The 20,529-nt window shown below is 58.7% G+C and carries 17 protein-coding genes and 1 tRNA gene; 6 read left to right on the top strand and 12 right to left on the bottom strand.

Going from position 1 to position 20,529, the window contains the following annotated elements; translation table 11 throughout:
- Positions 1–311 precede the first annotated feature (311 nt).
- Positions 312–1,571, top strand: a complete 1,260-nt coding sequence (locus K2Q04_RS11750) for an alpha/beta hydrolase (RefSeq protein ID WP_291163686.1) — start codon at positions 312–314, stop codon at positions 1,569–1,571.
- A 100-nt stretch (positions 1,572–1,671) separates the two neighbouring features.
- On the opposite strand, the gene K2Q04_RS11745 is transcribed toward K2Q04_RS11750, so the two are convergent.
- Together K2Q04_RS11745 and K2Q04_RS11740 are read right to left on the bottom strand one after the other, a co-directional pair.
- Positions 1,672–2,907, bottom strand: coding sequence for a TIGR03862 family flavoprotein (locus tag K2Q04_RS11745; protein WP_291163683.1), 1,236 nt, complete (start codon positions 2,905–2,907; stop codon positions 1,672–1,674).
- Positions 2,901–3,341, bottom strand: a complete 441-nt coding sequence (locus tag K2Q04_RS11740) for a VOC family protein (protein WP_291163680.1) — start codon at positions 3,339–3,341, stop codon at positions 2,901–2,903. Before K2Q04_RS11740 ends, K2Q04_RS11745 begins: the two co-directional genes overlap by 7 nt.
- A gap of 584 nt (positions 3,342–3,925) precedes the next feature.
- Between K2Q04_RS11740 and K2Q04_RS11735 the strand changes: the two genes are divergently transcribed.
- The 3 genes from K2Q04_RS11735 to K2Q04_RS11725 all read left to right on the top strand — a co-directional run bounded on the left by K2Q04_RS11735 (position 3,926) and on the right by K2Q04_RS11725 (position 5,221).
- Positions 3,926–4,525: a cold-shock protein gene (locus tag K2Q04_RS11735; protein WP_092869362.1), complete on the top strand. Its 600-nt coding sequence runs from the start codon at positions 3,926–3,928 to the stop codon at positions 4,523–4,525.
- Between the two features lie 22 nt (positions 4,526–4,547).
- The gene (locus K2Q04_RS11730) at positions 4,548–5,069 is read left to right on the top strand and encodes a DUF192 domain-containing protein (protein WP_291163674.1); all 522 of its coding nucleotides are present in this window, start codon (positions 4,548–4,550) and stop codon (positions 5,067–5,069) included.
- 75 nt (positions 5,070–5,144) lie between these two features.
- Positions 5,145–5,221: transfer RNA gene (locus K2Q04_RS11725), tRNA-Pro, on the top strand.
- A 91-nt stretch (positions 5,222–5,312) separates the two neighbouring features.
- Here the strand turns inward: K2Q04_RS11725 and K2Q04_RS11720 are convergent.
- From K2Q04_RS11720 to K2Q04_RS11690, 7 genes are all read right to left on the bottom strand, one after another.
- On the bottom strand, positions 5,313–5,975 hold the full coding sequence (locus K2Q04_RS11720) for a ParA family protein (RefSeq protein ID WP_291163673.1): 663 nt from the start codon (positions 5,973–5,975) through the stop codon (positions 5,313–5,315).
- A gap of 370 nt (positions 5,976–6,345) precedes the next feature.
- Positions 6,346–7,104, bottom strand: coding sequence for a type I methionyl aminopeptidase (gene map, locus K2Q04_RS11715; protein WP_291163671.1), 759 nt, complete (start codon positions 7,102–7,104; stop codon positions 6,346–6,348).
- A 103-nt stretch (positions 7,105–7,207) separates the two neighbouring features.
- The gene (locus tag K2Q04_RS11710; RefSeq protein ID WP_291163668.1) at positions 7,208–8,095 is read right to left on the bottom strand and encodes a tetratricopeptide repeat protein; all 888 of its coding nucleotides are present in this window, start codon (positions 8,093–8,095) and stop codon (positions 7,208–7,210) included.
- Between the two features lie 144 nt (positions 8,096–8,239).
- On the bottom strand, positions 8,240–10,624 hold the full coding sequence (locus tag K2Q04_RS11705; protein ID WP_291163665.1) for a cytochrome c3 family protein: 2,385 nt from the start codon (positions 10,622–10,624) through the stop codon (positions 8,240–8,242).
- The gene (locus tag K2Q04_RS11700; RefSeq protein WP_291163662.1) at positions 10,624–11,529 is read right to left on the bottom strand and encodes a hypothetical protein; all 906 of its coding nucleotides are present in this window, start codon (positions 11,527–11,529) and stop codon (positions 10,624–10,626) included. The genes K2Q04_RS11705 and K2Q04_RS11700 overlap by 1 nt, the downstream gene beginning before the upstream one ends.
- Before the next feature lie 76 nt (positions 11,530–11,605).
- Complete coding sequence (locus tag K2Q04_RS11695) at positions 11,606–12,634, bottom strand: cytochrome c family protein (protein ID WP_291163659.1); 1,029 nt, start codon at positions 12,632–12,634, stop codon at positions 11,606–11,608.
- A 58-nt stretch (positions 12,635–12,692) separates the two neighbouring features.
- A complete protein-coding gene (locus K2Q04_RS11690) occupies positions 12,693–13,769 on the bottom strand; it encodes a 2Fe-2S iron-sulfur cluster-binding protein (protein WP_291163656.1) in 1,077 nt (358 codons plus the stop codon).
- Between the two features lie 483 nt (positions 13,770–14,252).
- Here K2Q04_RS11690 and K2Q04_RS11685 point away from each other — a divergent pair, with 483 nt between their 5' ends.
- Together K2Q04_RS11685 and K2Q04_RS11680 are read left to right on the top strand one after the other, a co-directional pair.
- Positions 14,253–16,136, top strand: coding sequence for a multiheme c-type cytochrome (locus K2Q04_RS11685; protein WP_291163653.1), 1,884 nt, complete (start codon positions 14,253–14,255; stop codon positions 16,134–16,136).
- A 125-nt stretch (positions 16,137–16,261) separates the two neighbouring features.
- Positions 16,262–17,947 (top strand): hypothetical protein, encoded by a 1,686-nt coding sequence (locus K2Q04_RS11680; RefSeq protein ID WP_291163650.1) that lies wholly within the window; start codon positions 16,262–16,264, stop codon positions 17,945–17,947.
- Between the two features lie 87 nt (positions 17,948–18,034).
- Here K2Q04_RS11680 and K2Q04_RS11675 read toward each other — a convergent pair whose 3' ends face one another.
- The 3 genes from K2Q04_RS11675 to K2Q04_RS11665 all read right to left on the bottom strand — a co-directional run bounded on the left by K2Q04_RS11675 (position 18,035) and on the right by K2Q04_RS11665 (position 20,319).
- Positions 18,035–18,568 carry a YceI family protein gene (locus K2Q04_RS11675; RefSeq protein ID WP_291163647.1) on the bottom strand — a complete coding sequence of 178 codons (534 nt, stop codon included), beginning with the start codon at positions 18,566–18,568 and terminating at the stop codon, positions 18,035–18,037.
- Positions 18,569–18,683: 115 nt separating this feature from the next.
- Entirely contained in the window at positions 18,684–18,932 is a 249-nt protein-coding gene (locus K2Q04_RS11670; RefSeq protein ID WP_291163644.1) for a hypothetical protein, read from the bottom strand.
- 340 nt (positions 18,933–19,272) lie between these two features.
- Complete coding sequence (locus K2Q04_RS11665) at positions 19,273–20,319, bottom strand: FkbM family methyltransferase (RefSeq protein ID WP_291163641.1); 1,047 nt, start codon at positions 20,317–20,319, stop codon at positions 19,273–19,275.
- Between the last annotated feature and the right edge of the window lie 210 nt (positions 20,320–20,529).

The raw sequence follows: 20,529 nt of genomic DNA, 5'->3' as shown, positions 1-20,529 counted from the left end.
GCTGGAAGGCGTTTTTGTCGCCGTCAAGGTCCGTAGAACCCGGATGCGTTGAGCCCTGCGACAGACCGTTCCGGGCGCCATTTTATGGGGGAGGCCTCGGACCCAGCCGTCGCAATGGCGTCCGGCCCCGGCGGGGGTCTGACAGCCCCACGGGGCAGCCTGCAAAGAAATGGGACGGCCGAGTTCTCCCAGCACCCATTCGGGTTCCCTCCCACCACAGACAGCCTTCGCGATGTCCCTACAATTTGTGGCGTTCCCCGACACCGGAACCCGAAGCCATTTTTTAAAGCGATGATCAAGGAGGACGCCCGATGGAGGCACATTTCAAACGATCGCATTTCCCGACTGCTGCGCTTGTCGCCGGGACGCTCAGTCTCGCGTGCAGCTTTGGCGCATGGGCGAACGGCAATAAGAATAACGACGATCTCGGCCCCTTCATCGTCGGCGAGCAGGGCGTTCTCTATATGGGCGGCGTGTACGACACCGCGCCGTCTGCCGGAACGCCGACGACGATGTCAGGCCAGATGCATGTCTTCTATCAGCTGCCGACTTCGCCGAAGAACCATTCGTGGAGCTGGAAGCCGACGAGCCGGCTGCCCATCATCATGATCCACGGCAGCCAGCAAACGGGCGCAAACTATCTCGGTACGCCCGATCAGCGACCGGGTTGGGCCGCCTACTTCGTTGCACATGGCTGGCCCGTCTATGTCATCGATCAGCCGGGACGCGGCAAATCGGGTTACTTCCCGAATGCCTATGGCGCCCAGGCGGCGAACCCAAATCCGACGACTGTGAAGCAGATGTTCACGGCTCCGGAATTGACGAGCCCGCTCGCATGGCCGCAGGCGGCGCTTCATACGCAGTGGCCGGGCGGACCGGGGAGCGGCGTTCCTGGCCAATACGCCTATGATCAGTTCTTCGCATCGCAGGTCGCGAATATGCCGGACAACAATCAGGCGCTGGCGCTGACCACCGCGGCAGTGACGGCACTGATCAACAAGATCGGTCCTGCGATCATTATTACGCATTCGATGACGGGACCGGAAAGCTGGTTCATTCCCCAGGCCAATCCCGGCAAGGTGAAAGCCATCATCGCTGTCGAGCCGACGGGCAATTCGAGTCTCAATGGTGATAATGCCCCGGGCACGACATGCGGCCTGAGTAACGTCTGCTTGAATTTCAGTCCGCCTGTCGCAAGTGCAGCCGATCTCGGTCTCACCAAGACACCGCCGCCGGCGGGCGGTTTCCAAGGTCAGCCCGCGTCGAATCTCAAGAGCTGCTGGCTGCAATCGGGGCCTGTCATCCATCAGCCGACCGGCCTCAAGGGAACGCCGATTTTGATTCAGACGGGCCAAGCATCGTATCACTCGACATACGACTACTGCACGTCGTTGTTCCTCAATCAGGCGGGCATTCCGCACTCGTATGTCTACCTGCCGACGGTCAAGATCTTCGGCAACGGGCATATGCAGATGCTCGAGTCGAATAATCTTCAGATCGCGGCGTTCGATGAGCAGTGGCTTTCGAAGGCGCTGCACGTCCACGACAACGATATGGCTTGGGATCACTGATCCGCGTTAGAGGGCCGACGACGGGAGAGGGACGCTACCTGAAAGGGACCGCGTTTCTCTCCTCCTGATTTTTTAGCCTCCCGATTTTCGAGATGCCGCATTAGTGACCGCGTTCTCGTGCGAGCCAAGCCACCAATCCGTTTGCCGCTCGCGCCGCGGTCGCGAATGTCGCCTGCAGCAGATAGCCCCCAGTCGGCGCTTCCCAGTCGAGCATCTCGCCGGCTGCGAAAACTCCAGGGCGCGCCTTGATCATTATGTCATGATCGAGGGCGGACCAGTCGATGCCGCCGGCGGTGGAGATGGCGCGCTCTATGCCGGCAACGCCGACGATCGAGAGCGGAACAGACTTGATGCGGGCCGCAAGAGCGTTGCTTCCATGGGGAAGGCTTGCGCCCGCTTCGCGGAGGAGGGCGAGCGCGGCCGGATCCAGATGTGTCGCCTTTCGCAGAAAGTTCGTCAGCGTTTCCTTGCCGCGCGGTTTCGCGAGCCGTTCGGCCAAAGCGGGCTGCTCGACGTCGGGCTTCAGGTCGATGGAGAGCGTTACACCCTCCTTCGTGCGTAGCGCCGAACGTATGTGCGGTATGAGCGCGTAAATTGCTCCGCCTTCGAGGCCGTCGCGGGTTACGATTGCTTCGCCTCGTGTCGTGGCACCCGCGCAGGTAAGCGCGATGCGCTTCAACGCTGCGCCTTCAAAGCGTGATTTGAAGATCTCAGACCACGTGATGCGCACGCCGCAGTTGGCGGGAGCAAGCGGCGTTACCGGAATGCCGGCGGCGCTGAATGTCCCGGTCCAGTGTGCGTCGGAGCCGAGCTTCGGCCAGCTTCCACCACCGAGCGCGAAGAGCGTTGCGTCCGGCATCGCAGTGACGGTCCCTTCGGGTGTTTCAAAAAGGAGACCGCGTTCCGGCGCGAAGCCGGTCCAGCGGTGCCTCGTTTTGATCACGACGCCGAGGCCGCCCAGACGGCGCAGCCACGCGCGCAGGAGAGGGGAGGCTTTCATCGCTCGCGGGAAGACGCGGCCGCTCGAACCGATGAATGTGTCAGCGCCGAGCCCGTTCGCCCATTCAACAAGCGTTGCGGGCGGAAAGCTTTCGACCATGGCACGAACGTTGTCTGCGTCCGTCCTGTATCGCGTCAAGAAGTTTTCGAGGGGTTCGCTGTGCGTGAGGTTCAGGCCGCCGCGCCCGGCGAGCAGGAACTTGCGGGCGGGCGAGGGCATGCGCTCGTAAACGGTGACGCGATGTCCGGCATTCGCGATGATCTCGGCGGCATAGAGACCGGCGGGTCCCGCACCGATGACAGCGACGTCGCGAGGGGCGGCCGCGGTGCTCACCATGTCCCGGTATTCGGCATGGAGACCCAAGGTTCCGCTGGGGGCAACGGTGCGCCCTTCTGCAAAAGCTCGATCGAGACGAGGTCGGGCGAGCGCACGAACGCCATGTGTCCGTCGCGCGGCGGCCTGTTGATCGTGACGCCGGCCGCCTGGAGCCGAGCGCATGTTGCGTAGATGTCATCCACCTGAAAAGCGATGTGGCCGAAGTGCCGGCTCGAGCCGTAGTCTTCGGGGTCCCAATTGTAGGTGAGTTCGAGCATCGGCGCCTTTTCGCTCTGGGCGCGCGCTTCGTCGTCCGGCGCCGCGAGGAAGATCAACGTGAAGCGGCCCTTCTCACTCTCCATGCGACGGATTTCTTTCAGCCCGAGAGCGTCACAGTAGAACTTCAGGCTCGGCGCGATCTCCTTGATGCGAACCATCGTGTGCAAGTAGCGCATCGCTTCCCTTCCTTCGAAATTCCGAGGTTGCTGCACCTCGTCAGCGGCAAAATTCGGCTGCCGGAATCTATGCGCTGCAGCTGTGCCACACTGCGGCTCTAAACGTCTCGCGGCACCGGGTCGCCTTATCTCGTGTTTTTGCGTAACTGTGGATGAGCATTGAAGACTTTCGCTTCTTCATTTGCGACGGCAACTCGAAAGCTCATGGGAAACAAGACGAGATGAGCGAATCACGTCGCGATGATTCGCAGTGCAAAACTTATGCACGCATGTGGAGGAATTCTGCACCGAACTACGCGCACAATCGAAACTGGGGATGAATCACGACCACGTTTTTTTACTGCTTATCATTGGCTTAGTGTGTGACATGCGATGTGGATTGAGGCACCACAACTCGCGGTCAAGGGGGAGTGGCCAAAATATTGCCCCTAGTTCCGGGCAGAGCCAGTGTTATGGTTTACGCCGTTGCGCAGTTGCGTTTCAGCGTTCGCTTCTGAAGAGGGCTCTTCCAGAACGGACGCGAGGACGACAACCGCGGAATGCTCGTTATCGTTTGACGCACAGTACACGCGGGGTAAGCAAGTATGGGGGATAATAAACGTCCCGGGCTTTCAGAATATTTTGAACCGGGTCCGATTGGTCCCGAAGCGCTCGACGACGCGGCGGCCGAAGTTTTCGAGGTTGCCGGAACAATCAAATGGTTCGATGCTTCGAAAGGCTACGGCTTCATTGTTCCTGACAATGGCCTGCCGGACATACTTCTGCACGTCACCTGCCTCCGAGCCGGTGGATTTCAAACTGCTTACGAAGGGGCACGCCTTCACTGCGAAGTTCTACGCAGGCCAAAAGGCATGCAGGCATTTCGCATTCTCAGCATGGACGAAAGTTCGGCTATTCATCCGTCGCAGCTTCCGCAACGCACCCACGTCATCGTGCAGCCGGAAAGCGATTGGTGCCGGGCTTACGTAAAATGGTTCAATCGGGTACGCGGTTTTGGCTTCCTGACCCGCGGCGAAGGCACGCCCGATATCTTCTGCCACATGGAAACGTTGCGCCGCTTCGGCTTCACTGAGCTACGGCCGGGCCAGATCGTCCAAGTCCGTTGGGGCTATGGATCTAAGGGCTGCATGGCTGCGGAACTCAGGCCGGACGGTGTGCCGACGGGGCTGCCGTCCCGTAACTGACGCGGGAACGATGGCGACAGTCATGTCGAGTTCAACGAAGGGGGCCGCGATTTGCGTGGCCCTTTTTATTTTTCTGCCCGTGTTCGCGGCGAGCTTCCCGGTTCTCAACCGGTTGATCGATCTCGTTCCGGCCGCATACGCCAAAATGCGCCAGGACAAGTTGACGATCGTTTCCGCTCAAGGCGGGGCCGAGCATCCGTTTACGGTTGAGGTCGCGGCGACGGAAAAGGAGAAGGCGCTGGGGCTCATGTTCCGCACGTCGCTCGGAGCGGGCGAGGGCATGCTTTTCCCCTATCCGGCCGAGCGCGGTTTGCAGATGTGGATGCGCAACACGTATATCCCGCTCGATATGCTTTTCATTCGTGCCGACGGTACGATTGCGCGGATCGAGGAGGGGGCGGAGCCGCTGTCGGATCGCGTAATCTCGTCGGGTGCGACCGTGCTCGCCGTCCTGGAAATTCCGGGAGGTACGGCGTCGCGGCTCGGCATTAAAGCCGGCGACAAAGTGCGTTATCCGATTTTTTCCGGCGCGGCCGGGCCGTGAAAGCGGGATGCCGCACCGCTTTCGTTAGCCGCGACTTGACCTTAGCGGGCGAAAGCGGCAGATGATGGCCCAAGTCGGGGCGTAGCTCAGCCTGGTAGAGCATCTGCTTTGGGAGCAGAGGGTCGCGTGTTCGAATCATGTCGCCCCGACCAATTTTCAGAGAGTTATGATCGACGCTGTTCGTTCTTCCTTCCATGGTGTTCGCGACGAGGCATAAATTGCCGAGTGAGGATGAGATCGACTTCAGTCGCCGTTCCAATTTTGCGTTCGACCCGATTGTCCGGCTATTTTTCTCAGCAGACTTTCAATGAGCGTATCCGCTGACTCGTTCTCAGTCCCGTCGATTGTTTCGGTGAGTGCTTGTCCACGGTTCTGCGCAGTTCGATACGATGCGCGTTCCGGGATGAACCCGGGCAATAATTCATAGCCCGCAGCAGCAATGTAGTTCCTCGCGACTTTCTCCTCGCTTGCTTCCAATACACGGCAGAGGGCGATTGCCAGTCGACTTTGAGGAATTCCTATTTCCTCAAGGGCGCGGAGGAGCAGAACAGTCGGATACAAATCATCTATGGTGGCGCTCGTCGGCACCACGACGAGATGCGAGGCGCGGGCGACTGTGCCTGTCGATGGACTCGTGTGGCCCGGTGTATCGACGATGATGAGATCGAAGGCTTCACTTTTTGCGAGTGCTTCTTCGAACGATCGGAAGGCACCGACGTCGATGTGAGACGCTGTCCCTCTCTGCTTACGCGCCTTTCCCCATCGGACCGAAGTCTGCTGTTGGATATCAAGGTCTGCGAGCTTGACCTTCAACTTGCCCGTCGCGCCGACTGCGGCGAGGGCCCGGGCAAGCGTACTTTTGCCGACCCCGCCTTTTTGACTGACGAATGACACGATCAAAGGCATTCGTGTTCCCTGGGTGCGCTCTTTTTGATCCGTCTTCTTTCCTGCGCCACGTGTGATGGACCGTTACCTGAAGAGACGCAAGGACGTGTGAGGGAAGGCGTTCCGCGCGCCGGTCCTGAAACTTCCTGGCTTACGGTCGCCAAATGGACCATCGGGCCGCGTTTCTCGTCTCAGGCAATTGAAGCTGAAACTGACTTTGACATACAGGCGCGGGTTCGCGGTCTTGAAATCGCTTCCTGCCGCAAAACTGTGATGTATCAAATGGATGCGCCGGACTCTTCAGGTCACAAGCGAACCTGCGCTATCCGCTGGAGGCACGCTTCAGAGTGACTTGGTCCGATTTGGTCCGGGAGCGGACCCTGGCTGAAAACTACCCTGGTAGGGTCACAACCAGAGGTCCGTTACGCGTCGCGACGACGGTGTGCTCGTATTGGACGGTCGGCGCTCTGGGACTGCTGAAGAGGGTCCACGCATCTCCAGCTTCGCCACCATCTTGCGCCCACACGGCGCCCAGCGAAAGAAACGGCTCCACGGTGAAGACGAGGCCTTCATTCATGATCCGCCGGTCGGATCGAACCGGCCAGGTTGCGATGTCTGTCGGCTCCTCATGCAACGAATGTCCGACGCCGTGGCTGGCAAGATTTTGAACGAGCGTGTAGCGGTTTCGGCGAGCGAATGCGCCGATGGCCGTTCCGATCCCACTGAGCGGCTTGTTCGCGCCGATCTGCCTGATACCGGTCCACATAGCTCGTCGCCCATCACGGCAAAGGCGTTCGATCGCTTTGGTGACCGGCGGCACGGCGAAAGATGCGCCCGTGTCGGCAAACACCCCATTCTTTTGCGCGGAAACGTCGATATTGACTAGGTCACCGGCAGCAATCCGGCGGTTCCCCGGAATGCCGTGAGCGATCTCTTCGTTGACGCTGATGCAGGTCGCGCCCGGGAAGCCGTAGCAAAGCTCGGGAGCGGACGTGGCCCCCGCTCTTTCCAAAAGAGTTCGACCGAGCTCATCCAGTTCGCTCGTCGTCATTCCGGGCTCGATGGCCGTTCCCATGGCTGCCAGTGTGTTGGCGACAATGCGGCCGATCTCCTTCAGCCTGTCGAGCTCGTCATCGCTTGAAATCGTCATTCGCTATCCCGTGGAGTTGTGGGACTTCATAACTCACGGGATGCGCTTTTCGCAAACACCTCGATGGCGGGTGATTGCCTGCCTTCGGATTGCGGCTGACCGACTATTCGCTGTCGATGCCGAGTTCGCGTGCCGCGGAGGTCAGACGGGTCTTTGCTCCGGCGTCGCTTGCAAAGACTGCGAGTGCTTTCGTCAGTGCTGCTTTTGCAGCATCCTTCTCGCCAAGGGTCATGCGCGAACTCATAAGACGCAGCCAGCCGTTTTCGTCGTTTGGAGAGACTTCGAGCCGGGCTGCGAGCTTGTCGACCATGCCGTGGATCATGTCGTTACGCTGAGAAGCGGCGTCCCCTGCGGCAGGCTCTGATGCTGAAGCAGATGGCGCATTGCCTGCCGCGATCTGTGCCGACTTTGCCTGCTCGAGGGCCTTCTTGATTTCAATGTTGCCGGGGTCGAGCCTCAGGGCCGTTTCGTAGGCTTTGGCCGCATCGTCTGGCTTATCCGTATTGAGATATGACCATCCGAGCATTTTCCAGCCATTCACATCGTTTGGATCTTGTTCGAGCCTCGTCACGAGCTTCACGATCATCGTATCGACGTCGGGCAGATCGGCCGCGTTTGGGGCGGGTGATTGAGTTCCCGCCCGATCCGGATGTGTCTCTATCGAATTCGCGTAGGCGCGTAGAGACTCCAATGCATTCGAGTCATCGTCGGAGGCGAATGCCGAATGCGGTGCGGACGGCGTATCACTCAGGGCTGCTTCGGTGTTGGACGCGCTCAACTCGTTCTGAGCGACGCCTGCAAAGCAAAGGGCGGCGATCGCAGCGAGCGGAAGCAATACGAGACCGGATGAGGGAAGGCCTGTTGCGATCCACCGTCTGACGAGCGTCACGGCCGGCCGGTGACCGTGCAATTTGAATCGAAAGAGAAGTAGCGCCGTCGCCAACAGCGTGGCGGCTGTTCCCGTGGCGACCATCATATATTGCTGTGTCATGTCCCATCCTCGTGACATTTTTTTTCGCTGAGGAATGGGTTGCAAAATGAGGCATCAGCACATCGGCATCGCGCGACAAAAGATGATGAGGCGCCGTGGCGATGTCTCGTCTTCATCGGCTTGATTTGAGTAGAACGCGTCGCATTACTGCATCGGGATTTTCGTCTGCATGATCGGCGTGATCACGCCGTTCACGTGATACTTGTGGCAGGTGAGGCAGTCTTGGCGCACTTTCTTGGTGGCGTGACAGCTCTGGCAAAGGTCCTTGTTCACGGCTCCAAAATTGGAGGCAAAGTTGTGGGGATTGCCCTGCTCGTAGCTCTTCAGATAGGGGCGATTTTTTTCAAGGCTATGGCAGGTTAAGCATCCGCGGTTTTGCATCACGCCGAGATGCGGCTCATGGATGAAAGTCGTAAAGCGTCCGAGTTTCGTTTCGGCCGATGACGGGGAGAAGTTGACGATGCGTCCTTTGCCTTGAATGTCGTCGACGCTGTGGCATTTCGTGCATGACCCTTGAGCGTCCTTGCTCGTCAGAAAATCAAAGACAGCTGCTGCGGGGCTGCGGTCACCCTTGGGCGCCTGCGGCCCGGTCAGGAAGAGCCATGAGTAGATGAATTTGTCCTTGTGGCCTGCTGGGCGATAGAAAATTGCATAATCCTGCCGGTACCAGCCGCCGTATTCGGCCCAGCTCTCCGGGTCGATATTGCTTTCTATGCCGATCACAGGCGCGGTCTTCGCCGGAGACGTGGAGGCTGTGTCCGGCTGCGATGGAATTGCACGCGGTTCCGGTGCTCTGCCGCGGTCATTGGAGCGCGCCTTCATCTCGCGAAGCTCTTCCTCCGTGGGGCGGAGGAGTTCGTCAGATTGGCTCGTGGCTTTTTCGCCGGCGACTTGAGCAGTCTCCGCCGGACGTGCGTCCCGCAGTCCAGCCCTCATCGGTTCGGGCAGGCTGCCGGCGGCGCGTTTTTCGTTGCCGCCGTTAGACGTCGCGTTTGCGCTATCGTCCTTTCCGGCGGCTCCTTCGGGATTGGCGCCTTCAGCCTTGTTCTCCTGTCCCGAGGGCATGAGGCACTGACCGAGAACGCGCATGAGGCATGCTGGCGGATCGTATTTGGTGCCGCTGGCATTTTCACTCGGCGCCTCTTTCTTCTCATCAGTCTCGGCCGATGACTGAGGTTCGTCCGAGGCGGCGGGCGTATCTGCGGCAGCTGGCTCCTCGGTGGTCGCTGCGTTTGAATTGCTTGGTTCGGGATCATTGGCGACTGGTTGCGGATCGGCGGTCATCGCGCCGCCGGTGATTTCGCTGGCGAGATTGGGCAGCCACTGCTGCTGAGCACCAACGACCACATCGCGCGGTATGCTCGCGGTCAGATCGGCGACGAGAGACGCACTCAGCTTTCCGCCGCTGCCGATGTTGAGGTCGCCGAGAACGTCCGAAGCCTTACCCGAGATCAGGGCATACAGCAGCCGCTTGATCTCCCAGGTTAGATCCTTAACCGCCGTGATTTGGTCGTCGCTTGCATTGCTCAGATCCTGGAGGTTCAATTTGTCCACGGTCTTGATAAGCGCGCGGCCCTTCTCGGTCCGGCTGATCATCACCTTCATGAAGGGTGTCAGCCCCGCTTCCGACGCCTCGGGCCATTCGCCGATCGCTGCGTTTTTGTTTTTCAGCGTTTGCAGGTCGAGGCCAGGGAGCGCAAGGAAGGCGATGCCTTTCGGGCCAGTCGCCCGCTCCTTGCCTGTGATCTGATCGAGATGGCAGCCGGTACAGGTCTTCTCAAATGGCGCGACGGCCATGACACGCCTGTCCTTCGGGCTGTCGTGACAGGTCGAGCAGGTGTCCGGAATGCGCTTTGCTGCATCCTTTTTCGCAACTTCGGGAAAGTGCTTCTCGAAATGGCTGGCGTGATCGTAGATGATCCGTGTGCGCCGATCGAAGGGATAGTTTTCGAATTGGGGATGATGGCCGTCGAAGCTGTCGAACTTCACGACATGGCACGAGCGACACTGCTCGTTGGAAATCTTGCCCAGTTTGAAATTGGCGCCTTTATGCTCCTGGTGGCAGGTTGCGCAAGTGAGGCCGCGCGAGACGACATCATGGGCCGGGAAGGCGCCGTTTTGGGCGCGAGCTGATAGCGGCTCAGGTGTGGATGCTGCAACCTTGGTTAGCCGCTTGGTGCTTGCTAACAGGACTTCGGCCGAAGCGCCGTGCGGGAAGAAAGCTGTTGCCGGCATCTTGTGGCAGGTGATGCAGGCCTTGCTATCATCAATCGGATTGCCGGCGACAAGGCCGTGAATCCAACTCAACTTACCGTCGCCGCTTTTGCTGTGACACGAAGAGCAATTTTCAATCGACGCATGAGCGCTCGTCAACGGCCCGGGCATGAGGAACTGCGTGCTCTTCGAGAGAAAGAAAGCAGTAAGCGTGGAGGCAGCCGTGACGAGCGCCACGAGCAGCGCAAGGCGGTCGCGCCGAAAACTCGGAGGTTTCGGACTGTCGCTCTCTTGCGGCCAGAAAAAGCGCCACATCACATAGCCCCCGACGCGTAAGAGTAGACGACGAGGACGTGCAGCACCGAGAGCACGAGCAGTCCGTAGGTGACGGGCACATGAACAAATAGCCAAGCCCTGGTGAGCCCGAAATGGACGCGCGCGAAATCGAGCGCATCCTTTTCGGCGACGAGGTTCCAGATTCGGGACAGCTTTTCCTGGCCCTGAGCGTCAACGTAGGGTGCGAGATGATTGATTTCGTCGATGAGCCGCTTGAGCGGGCGTTGCGAAGCGACCAGATGGGATGAGAAATTCCGCAGACCCTCGAAAAAGTCCTGCAGGTGGTTGGTGTAGAGATCGATGATCCAGGCGTCATAGGGCGCCGGGGGCAGCGCGATCGCGTCGGGCGACGGATCGGGCATTGCGACGATTGCTTTCATATCTTGCGCGAGTTCAGCGACGCGAAGGGGAATGCGGTCATAGCCGATGCGGTCGTCGACGCGGCCCTTGGTTTTCAGCGACCAAGCCAGGTAAGTGCCGAAGAGGCCGCTTAGAGTTACGAGCACGAAGCCCGTCCATAGCGCCCAATCGAACGCCGAGTTCGGAAGGGCGAAATTCGAATGAGAAAGGAACGCAGCGACGAGCAGGTAGCCCACGAAAATATGAAAAGTCCGCCATCGCATGATGGACTTCGGCGATAGCCGGCCCGTTTTGGTGGCGACGTGAAAGAAGAGCTGCAGGCTCATTCCACCAGCCAGCAGCCAGCCGTCGAGATAGCGTGGGTCGCGAAGTGCTGAGGTGTAGATTTGGACAAGCCAGAATAGGCCGCCGGAGATGGCAACGATCAGTATCGCAGTGATTGTCTGGCCGCTGACCCCTCGCATCGAGCTGGAAGTGCCTGCTCCCATCGACCCGTTGGCCGCGCGCCGTGCCAGCAATTTCACGGCGGCCCGCCAGAATCATTCATCGTCGTTCCCCCATCGTGCGTGTCAGGCTGCTGCTGTCGACATCGTGCCCTGATCAGTTCGTTGCACTCGGTTGTCTCACCGTCCCCACGTACTTTTCCGGTCCCGGAATGAGCGCATCGAGCCCGGGCATCGTGCTGCCGTCGTATTTTTCGGTGAGGCCCGTGAGCAGCTTGGAAACGCTATCGGCAGCAGCGGTCAGCAGGCGCTCATTGTTGAGCTTCAGCGATGCCGAATGTGCATATTCGACCAACTTGGCGATTTCTGGCACGTTCGGCGCAGCTTTCGCCGCAGCGGCAAGTTGCTTTCGTACGCGGTCAACGCGCTGAGCCATGAAGAATGCGTAAGGCTTTCTCACCGTCGCCTTTGCAACGGCGCGCAATGACGTCTCGAGCTCGACGCCAAGACCGATAAGATAAAGCATCCGCCTGCGCGTAGCGCTCGCGGCGGCGTTCTCCTTCCCTTTGGAATACCAAGTATTGTGGCGCACCTCGCCCTGCGACCAGGACACCAGATCGAAGGCGCTGCCGGCGCGATGGCCGCCTTTGTTCACGAGTTCTTCTTGCGGCACGACGTGGCAGCCGTAGCAGTTCTTCGCCAACTGATAGATTGCGTTGGTCCTTATCATCCCTTTGGAATCGGCAAGTTTCCAGCGGGCTGCAGCCTCGGCTTTCGTCTCTGTCTTTGCGGTCTTGCCGCTGTAGCTGCTGTGAACTTTGATCCAGTCTTTGCCGGCGCTGTGACAAGATTCGCAGGAAATGCCTGCGACCGGTTCTTTGCCGTCGTCCTTCTGCTGCACCGTGAAATGACAGGTGACGCACAACCCTTCCGATTTGATGCGTCTTACTCCCATCTTGTCGGCGATTTTCTTCGCCTCGCCGTTGCGCGGAAGATCTCGAAACGTTTTGAAATGATGCGATGTCTTCCAGGCTTCGGTCTCCTGCTTGTGGCACTCGGCGCAGGCATTAGGTCCGACGACCTGGGCGGGATCGGATGCTGCCGCGCCGCACGCGGCAAAACACATGATCAGCGAGCCGAAGAGAAAGTAGCCGAGGCGAGAGAGGCGCCGTGTGCCGGAATACAAGGAACTGAAACTCAAACGATCTAAAACCACAGTGCTGTCGAGCCTTGCTTCGGCGAGCCTACGCGCTTGTATCGAATGAGATTGCGAGGTCGCGGGAGCGATCGAAGTCGGGTTTGCGCATCGGGCGACCGAGGGGCATGGCAAGCTTTTTCATTGCGCGGGTCAGAACGCCGCCTTCGCTCGTGCTATCGCCGTTTGGCAGGAAAGGATCTGCATGGCAGGTCGCACCAACATGCGCGGCGATGTTTTTGACTGACTCGACCATCCCCGGCGCGCCGCAGGCGTAGAGAACATCGGTCGGCAACAGCCGCGGCAGATAGTCGGTCGGCCGGCCAGGCATGATGGCGTTGGGCAAAGCCTGCGGCGAACTACAGACAGGCACGACGAGGACATTGGGGAAGCGTGCGAGCTTCACTAGGGCTTGGCCCATATATAAAGACTCAACAGTACGGCCGCCGGCGATGATCATCATCCTGCGCTCCGGCCGCTCTCGCAGAGCGGCGACGGCGATGGACCAGATCGGCGCGAAGCCGGTATTGGTGGCGACAAGAATGAGGCGGCCTTCCAGATTGGGCCGCAAATGCGCCGAGCCGTACGGCCCCGTCACAGTCACCCGATGGCCCGGCGTGATGCGATGGCCGAGCGATGAACTGACGCGGCCGCCCTTCATGCGACGGACATGAAACCAGATAGAACTGCTGGTCGGATCGCCGCGCAGCGGATGAGTAATGCTGAAGGGACGGCGCGGATATCCGCTGAAACACACCTGCGCATATTGACCAGCATGATGCGGCAGCGCGCGGTCGGTCTTGATGCCGACCTCAATCACCTCGGACGAAAGGGGACGCAGCGAACTCAGCACGCCTTCGATGGCTCGGATATTTGTCTGGCGGTTGCTCTCCAGGACCGCGTTACTGGCGATGCGGCACTGGCACGCATGAACGATGCCGGGCTCGGTGCCTTCTCCGCCCTCCACATCGCCCGAAACCAGCCGAACGCAGCATGTGCCGCAGTGTCCGGCGCGACAATCGTAAGGCAGGTCGATGCCGTTATTCAGGGCCGCGTCGAGCAGTAACTCACCAGGGCGCGCCTCAAAGCTTTTCCCGTCGATCGTAATTTTATGGCGACTTGCCATCACGTGCTCAATTCTTGCCGTTTCAAGGAATTCGGAATTGGGAGCTATCCAGCTATTATGGTTAGACAATGGCCCGCGGCGGATTGAATAAAATGAAACATGGATTGAAGGCGAAATATTAGGGGCCATAAGCTCGAATTATGCATTAGGCCCTGCATGGGGTTGCCATTCCAGTTTTGCTCGCGAAGGTAAGAACCCTACGTTCTGGGATTGCGTTGATAAAACAGAGCCTTGCAAGCGTCTCTCGCAATCATTTGGAAGAGCATAATTCTTTTTGTATCCACATTGAGTGGAATGGAAAAGTTTTTTCGATTCTGAATTAACTATATTCAATTTCGACCGCCATTATATCCGGCCATATCGCTGCCCCGTTTCCCATATTGATTTAATTCCGACGGGGGATCGCATAAATCGGACTGCATTTCGCGCGATCAAGCAATTTCGAGTTCTGCCCAGGGGTATGGGCAGTCTGGACTGGGGGCGATGGTACAAGTTTCGCGTGTTTCACTGCTTGCCTGCGCATGGGCAGGCACGATGCTGGTCTGCGTCATGTTCTCTCGGCAAGATGCCGTCGCAGGATCTCGGTTATTCGCCGAGGCACCAAGTCAAACTCAACAGAGCCGTTCCGAACTGAAACTCGCGCAGAATGGCGAAGCTGCCGGCGGAGGCGCGGCAGCCAAAGGGACGAGCATCGAGATCATGAAGCCCAAGTCCGATCCGCACAGCGGCCAGGGCGTGGACGAGTCTCTATATCCCACTGCCGCGCAATGCGGGGGCTGTCACAAGCAAATTTATGAAGAGTGGTCGTCGTCGCAGCATGCCTATGCGTCGATATCTCCGATGTTCCACAAGTTCGAGCAGAAGTTCCAATCGCTCACGCAAGGAACGGTCGGCACTTTTTGCGTGCGATGCCATCAACAGGTAGGCACGCAGATTGGGGAAGCCCGCGAAGCGCCACTCTGGAAGCGCAGTCAGATCTCGCGTGAGGGCGTAACCTGCATCACCTGCCACCGGGTCAAGGAGCAGTACGGCAAGGTCAACGGCGAGCGCCGGATCGAGCCCGGAAAAATCTACGAGCCTGTCTATGGCAGCGGCGAAAAGAGCGTCATCAAAGACGTGCTCGCCAACAAGGATACTTACTCGGTCAAAACGGGTGCCGATGGGCGCGGCAACGACATTCACGCGGGCATGATCACCAACGATCAGATCACCAAGTCGGAGTTCTGCGTGAGCTGCCATCAGGTTGCAGTCAACCTCGGCATCAAGTTGGAAATCGTCTGGGATCAATATCGCGACAGCCCGGCGCGCAAAGCCGGCGTCAGCTGTCAGGATTGCCATATGGGCAAAAATCCGGGGAAGCCGGATGGATATGCGACCGCGCCTTCCGCGATCGTCGGCGGCAAAGAGGTCAACCCCGGGCGCAAGCATGCGAACCACCGCTTTATCGGTCCGGGTTATTCGATCGCGCACCCTGGTATCTTCCCGCACAACACGAAGGGGCAGGCCATGAGTATCGAGGACTGGCTGCTGTTCGACTGGCGCGCCGGCTGGGGTAGCCGCAAGTTCGAAGACAAGGTTGCCGCTGGAAAGATCAAGGTCGATTTTCCGAAGCGATGGGCCGATGCAAGCGATCGCGAAGATGCCCGTGAGATCATCGATGAAAATCTGAAGAAGCTCGACGAGCGTGACAAGCTCAGGCGCGAGGTGATGGAAAACAGCAGCAAGGTCGACGGTCCCTACATCCAGGGCACGCCGCGGACCGGCGCAGAGCTGGCGTTCTCCTACAAGATCAAGAACGTCAATACAGGGCATAACCTGCCGTCCGGCTCGCTCGGTGCGCAACCGCAGCTTTGGGTGAACGTCGCCCTCGTCGATCCCGATGGGAAGAACATCTGGGAGTCGGGCTACGTCGACAGCAACGGGGACATGGCGGATCTACATAGTCTGGACGTCGCGGCTGGGCGCATCGACACGGACCAGATGCTGGTGAGTTTCCAAACCAAGTTCCTGACGACCAACGTCAAGGGCACGGACCGGGAGATGTACCTGCCGGTAAACTTCGACATCGATCCGCTGCCGCAGCTTCGGCCGCCGCAAATCCCGACCACGGTTCTCAACCATCCGCCGCTCGTGCGCATGGAGAACCACTCTCTGGCGCCGCTAGGGGAGAGGGTGGCGAAATATTCGGTGCCGGGAAAGTTGATCAAAAAGCCCGGCAAGTATCGCCTTGCCTTCCGCATGCGTAGCCGTGCCGAGCCTGTCTATTTCATGCGCTTCGTCGGTGCCACCAAGGCAATGGAGCAGAGCATGAACGAGCGGATCATGAACTTTCATGACTTCGCCGTCGATGTCGACGTGAAAGGATAAAAATCAAAGAGCCGAGTGTTTCGGATTTGGTCCCGCCATGGGGCCAAAATAGCGGGTCCGAAGCCTCTCTGAAGCCTCCTGAAACTCGAACGCACGAGCCAGGGGTATGAAGTGGGAGCTTCCTTATGACTTGCGATGCGAAGGGCAACCTTCGATACCGAACGACTGTGACGATCGCTGCAATTGTTCTGATGGCCGGAAGCTATCTGACGATGTCCGGCACGACCGCGAAGACTGAACCCCGTGAAATCGGCGGCGAGTCCGCCAAAGACGAGAGTTGGATTACGACACTGTCCACCGAGTCTCGAGCCGCTTCACAGCCTCCAGGGAAACGCGAAAACGAGACAATCGTTCCAAAGCAGTACCTTGGCGCGGATGTCGGCGACGCCGACAAATCGAACGCAAAACCAGAAGAGGGCAAGAAGGCTCGCAAAAAAGAAAAATCGACCGGGGGCGCGTTCCGCTCCGATCCGCAGTACGCGCACAAGTACGATGCTAAAGAGCAATCCGACATATATGGCGGGAAGACCGCCGTCGAGCCGCCACGTCCGCTGCTCGAGATTGGTCGCGAGCAATACACCTCCGGAATATACGATGAGAGCAGCACAATCTTCGGGAAATTGAACCCGCTTCTTCCGGGACTCTCCGTCTACGGGGATTGGAGGACGGCCGTCGCCTACAATCGCAATAACGGCAAGGATATCGCGCAGGTCGCGACGCGGCTCAATCTCGATGTCGATTTGAAGCTCACCGCAACGGAACGCATACATGCCTTCTTCACGCCGTTTCAGGACGGCAACGCAAAATTCACTCGCTTCGAATTCGGCGGACGCGATGGCGATCAGAAATTCAACGGTGAGTTCGATTTCAATCCGCAGATTCTGTACTTCGAGGGTGACGCGGGTTCCATTTATTCAGGCATGACCGGACAGCATGCCAGTTTCGACCTGCCCTTCACCGTCGGTCTCTTCCCGCTGTTCCTTCAGAACGGGATCTGGGCGAACGATGCAATCCTCGGCGGCGCGTTCACGCTGCCCGCGCGGAATTCGGCGGCGCTTGGTCTCTCCAACTTCGACGTTACGTTCTTCGCCGGCTTCGATAACATCGACAATGCCAGCTTCGTCAAAGCAAATGGCAAAGTGGACAACAACAATGCCAACCTCTTCGGCGTCACGACCTTCGCCGACGCTTTCAATGGCTATGTCGAAGCGGGTTATGGTTTTCTGCAAGGCACGGGTGTTCAAGAGGGTGTCGAGCAACATTTCCTGACGGCCGCATATACCCGGCGCTATGCCAACACGATCTCGAACTCGACCCGGTTGTTCGCGAACTTCGGGGAGGATGGCCACGGAAATGGCGACGGCTTTGCCTTCATTTCAGAGAACAGCTTGATCACGCCTTTGCCGAGCACGCTTCTTCCATATGCGAACTTCTTTGTCGGCGTCGGGAATCCCGAGCCGCTGGTCGATGGCAACAACGCGGGCATACTGAAAAACGTCGGCATCAACTTCGAGACAGACGCCCTGACGGGTTACCCGAAACTCGACGACACCGCTTCCAATACCTTCGGAGGCGCACTCGGCTTGCAGTATCTCTTCAATCTGGATCAGCAGCTCGTCTTCGAAGTGGCGACGGTGCAGCCCTTCGAGAATGACAATATCGGTGCCAAGGGCGCACAGTACGGCTTCGGCGCTCGCTATCAAATCCCGCTCACCCGGTCGTGGCTGTTCCGTGCCGATGCGACCTATCAGATCCAAGAAGGTGCTGAAGATAATTTCGGATTCCGTACGGAGCTGCGCAGCAAGTTCTGAGCCATCACAAAAAGCTTCGCCGTCGGTGACGACGGCGAAGCTGTTCGGATTATTGGTGAACTGGTTGGGGGCAGAATGCCTGGCGTCTCATCTCGGCCTGGCGATGGCGTCGATCTCGATATCGACGTCATCGTCGACCATCGATTGGTAGTTCGTCATGTTGAAAGCACTGCGCTGAATGCGTGTCTTGGCGACAAATCTGCGTGCCCCGGCGTCGTGCTTCAGCGCCGGATCGTCGTGCGACTCGATGCTAACCTGGAGCGTCACGGGCTTGGTGATGCCGTTGACCGTGATCTCGCCCAAAACCTCCGCCGCGGTTTGGGAGCCTGTTCGAACTCCGACGCTCTTGAAGGCAATGACGGGCGAGCCCGCAACGTTGAAGAAATCCGCGCCTTTCAACTCGTTGTCGATGAAGTCTTCGCCGGTTGTAAGGCTCGCGGCAGAGATCGAGGCGCTGACCTTGCTCTTTCCGGGAGCGGCTTCGTCATAGTCGAGCGTACCGCTGACCTTTGTGAAGCGGCCTCGCTGCGTCGCGTAGGCCATCTTATAAGCGAAGCGCACCTCTGTTCGGCGCTGGTCGAATTCAAAGCGACGGGCGTGGGCGGCCGATGCACCCGCCATGGTCAGTTCTGCGGCAAGGAGTGCGAGACATGCCAATCGCAATGAGGACGGCGCTTTGGATGGCGACGCGGACTCCGAGAGTTTGTCGTCGCCCAATATGTCTGATATTTTAGCATTACTTTCGTGGCGGCCATTGCCGAGACGCGATTTTTTCATTGATTGGCCTTTCGCCGTTTGTATTTTGGGGTGAGCCCGTGGCGCGCTTTGCGCGTTCGCTAAGCCCATTCGCATGAATCAAGGCTTCAACGACTTCAGAAATGCCGTCTTTGCCGGTGATTGCGGCTTTGAAAATAATCCAGGCAATAGCCGACAAAACGAGTGGGTATAGAAACACGACGATCAATTCGGTAATCGTTGTCGCCATCGTGCTTTCTTCCGGTCTCGTATGCGGGCCGGGCGGCATCGTGAAGTCACCGCGGGGCAATATGGGGCGCATTTGGCCCAATTATCCCAAACGGCAAATTCAGATATGAGATGCGCCGAGTCCCGTCCATCGATTTCCCCAATTGCATAATTCAATTGCGGGATGGCGAAAATGGGTTCGAGAAATACTCGGTTTATTTGAATCGCGACTTCAATGCGGCTATTGCCTGTCTGCAAATGCCGAGTTTATTGGGTCTGCAGAATGAATCCGGATCGCGACGGGTGCGAAAGTGGGCGACGATCACATTTCATTTCATGATTTCAGCGGTCGTTCTCACGGATTATGCTTCTTGCGCGAGGCGCCGCTTCCTCGCCGCCAAACGAATGCGTGCTGAACCTAGCCGAGCAGTGATCGACGACTGCAATTCGGCTAAGCGGGAATTTTTTTCGTCGGATGATATCGGCCAGAGTTGGCCACCATCGTATCCGCAGGCAATGCGCCCGAGAGCGCCACGCATCCGATCTGTTTCAAGATCGATGGCGAGTTGCTCGACCTCGTCCGGATCTGTGATCCCACGGTGGCGGGCGAGCAGCGACGCAAGGTGGCGCTTATCAATCGAAGGCAAACTGGCCCAGAATCCGCGGGTAAGTTCGCTAGCCAGATCGTAGTCGGGATGGCCCGCACACTCAGGAGCGCGGCCGATTTGATAGAGGTGCGGCACGGCATCCCATTTCGCGCGCTCGCGGGGTGCAGCGGCGAGTGTGTCCTTCGCCTCTTGCGCGACGTAGAAGCGATTTAGAGTGTCGAAAAGGGTGAGCACGTAGCCTTGCGCCAGGAGATGGGGCTCCCATTCCAGCCATGAGGGTGCGCCGCTTGCGGGGGAAACCGCCTCGGCTACGATCACCTTGGGACGAAAGCGGTTCCAATCATTGCCCGCTAGAATGCTGGCCTCGGCGCCTTCGACGTCGATCTTGAGAAAATCGATCTCTGTAACGCCGTAACGCTCGCATAGCTGAGCCAGAGTTATGACGGGCATCGACACGGTGCGATGGCTCGCGCCATATTTTGCTGCAGCTTCCGCATGAGATTTCACCGTCGTCGAGAGAGCGTGGAGCCGGTTCACGACGTAGAAATCCATCACGCCGGTGTGGCTGCCGACGAGACCCTGCAGGACTTCGTCGCGGGGGCGGATCTGAGCGTAGAGCGCAGCAAGATGCGGCTGAGGCTCAACGCAGATGCCCCGCCATCCGCGCTCATAAAACCAGAACGAAACACTGTCGGCGACGGGGTGTCCCGCTCCGATGTCGATATAGAATCCCGAAGTCCTATGCCCTAGCGCCTGCCAAAGATGGTAGTCCTCCATGTTTTGAGCATAACTCAGTTCCATTTGTCCCCCGGTGTGCGTCGGCTGGCGGCGGCTTAGCTTTTAGACCGGCATCATGCACCTTTGCTTCGCCAGCACCAGCTTCGCTCGTCGAACGCGAGCATCCTGCAATTAAGCGGGTGGGGCGCGGGCAATATAGCGCTGCCCGAATTCGCGCGACGCGGCACCAGCCGAGTTGCGCAGTGTGCGGAATAAATCATCCAGTTCGAGACG

The organism is Hyphomicrobium sp. (genome assembly GCF_019753045.1).
Classification (GTDB): Bacteria; Pseudomonadota; Alphaproteobacteria; order Rhizobiales; family Hyphomicrobiaceae; genus Hyphomicrobium_B.
Note: the sequence above shows the minus strand (reverse complement) of the source record. Positions and strands in the feature narration are given on the sequence as shown.

What these genes read in the sequence shown, in the direction of transcription:
- K2Q04_RS11750 (WP_291163686.1), top strand. Translation starts at nt 312, where the DNA reads ATGGAGGCACATTTCAAACGATCGCATTTCCCGACTGCTGCGCTTGTC.
- K2Q04_RS11745 (WP_291163683.1), bottom strand. Translation starts at nt 2,907, where the DNA reads ATGGTGAGCACCGCGGCCGCCCCTCGCGACGTCGCTGTCATCGGTGCG.
- K2Q04_RS11740 (WP_291163680.1), bottom strand. Translation starts at nt 3,341, where the DNA reads ATGCGCTACTTGCACACGATGGTTCGCATCAAGGAGATCGCGCCGAGC.
- K2Q04_RS11735 (WP_092869362.1), top strand. Translation starts at nt 3,926, where the DNA reads ATGGGGGATAATAAACGTCCCGGGCTTTCAGAATATTTTGAACCGGGT.
- K2Q04_RS11730 (WP_291163674.1), top strand. Translation starts at nt 4,548, where the DNA reads ATGTCGAGTTCAACGAAGGGGGCCGCGATTTGCGTGGCCCTTTTTATT.
- K2Q04_RS11720 (WP_291163673.1), bottom strand. Translation starts at nt 5,975, where the DNA reads ATGCCTTTGATCGTGTCATTCGTCAGTCAAAAAGGCGGGGTCGGCAAA.
- map (WP_291163671.1), bottom strand. Translation starts at nt 7,104, where the DNA reads ATGACGATTTCAAGCGATGACGAGCTCGACAGGCTGAAGGAGATCGGC.
- K2Q04_RS11710 (WP_291163668.1), bottom strand. Translation starts at nt 8,095, where the DNA reads ATGACACAGCAATATATGATGGTCGCCACGGGAACAGCCGCCACGCTG.
- K2Q04_RS11705 (WP_291163665.1), bottom strand. Translation starts at nt 10,624, where the DNA reads ATGTGGCGCTTTTTCTGGCCGCAAGAGAGCGACAGTCCGAAACCTCCG.
- K2Q04_RS11690 (WP_291163656.1), bottom strand. Translation starts at nt 13,769, where the DNA reads ATGGCAAGTCGCCATAAAATTACGATCGACGGGAAAAGCTTTGAGGCG.
- K2Q04_RS11685 (WP_291163653.1), top strand. Translation starts at nt 14,253, where the DNA reads ATGGTACAAGTTTCGCGTGTTTCACTGCTTGCCTGCGCATGGGCAGGC.
- K2Q04_RS11680 (WP_291163650.1), top strand. Translation starts at nt 16,262, where the DNA reads ATGACTTGCGATGCGAAGGGCAACCTTCGATACCGAACGACTGTGACG.
- K2Q04_RS11675 (WP_291163647.1), bottom strand. Translation starts at nt 18,568, where the DNA reads ATGGCGGGTGCATCGGCCGCCCACGCCCGTCGCTTTGAATTCGACCAG.
- K2Q04_RS11670 (WP_291163644.1), bottom strand. Translation starts at nt 18,932, where the DNA reads ATGGCGACAACGATTACCGAATTGATCGTCGTGTTTCTATACCCACTC.
- K2Q04_RS11665 (WP_291163641.1), bottom strand. Translation starts at nt 20,319, where the DNA reads ATGGAACTGAGTTATGCTCAAAACATGGAGGACTACCATCTTTGGCAG.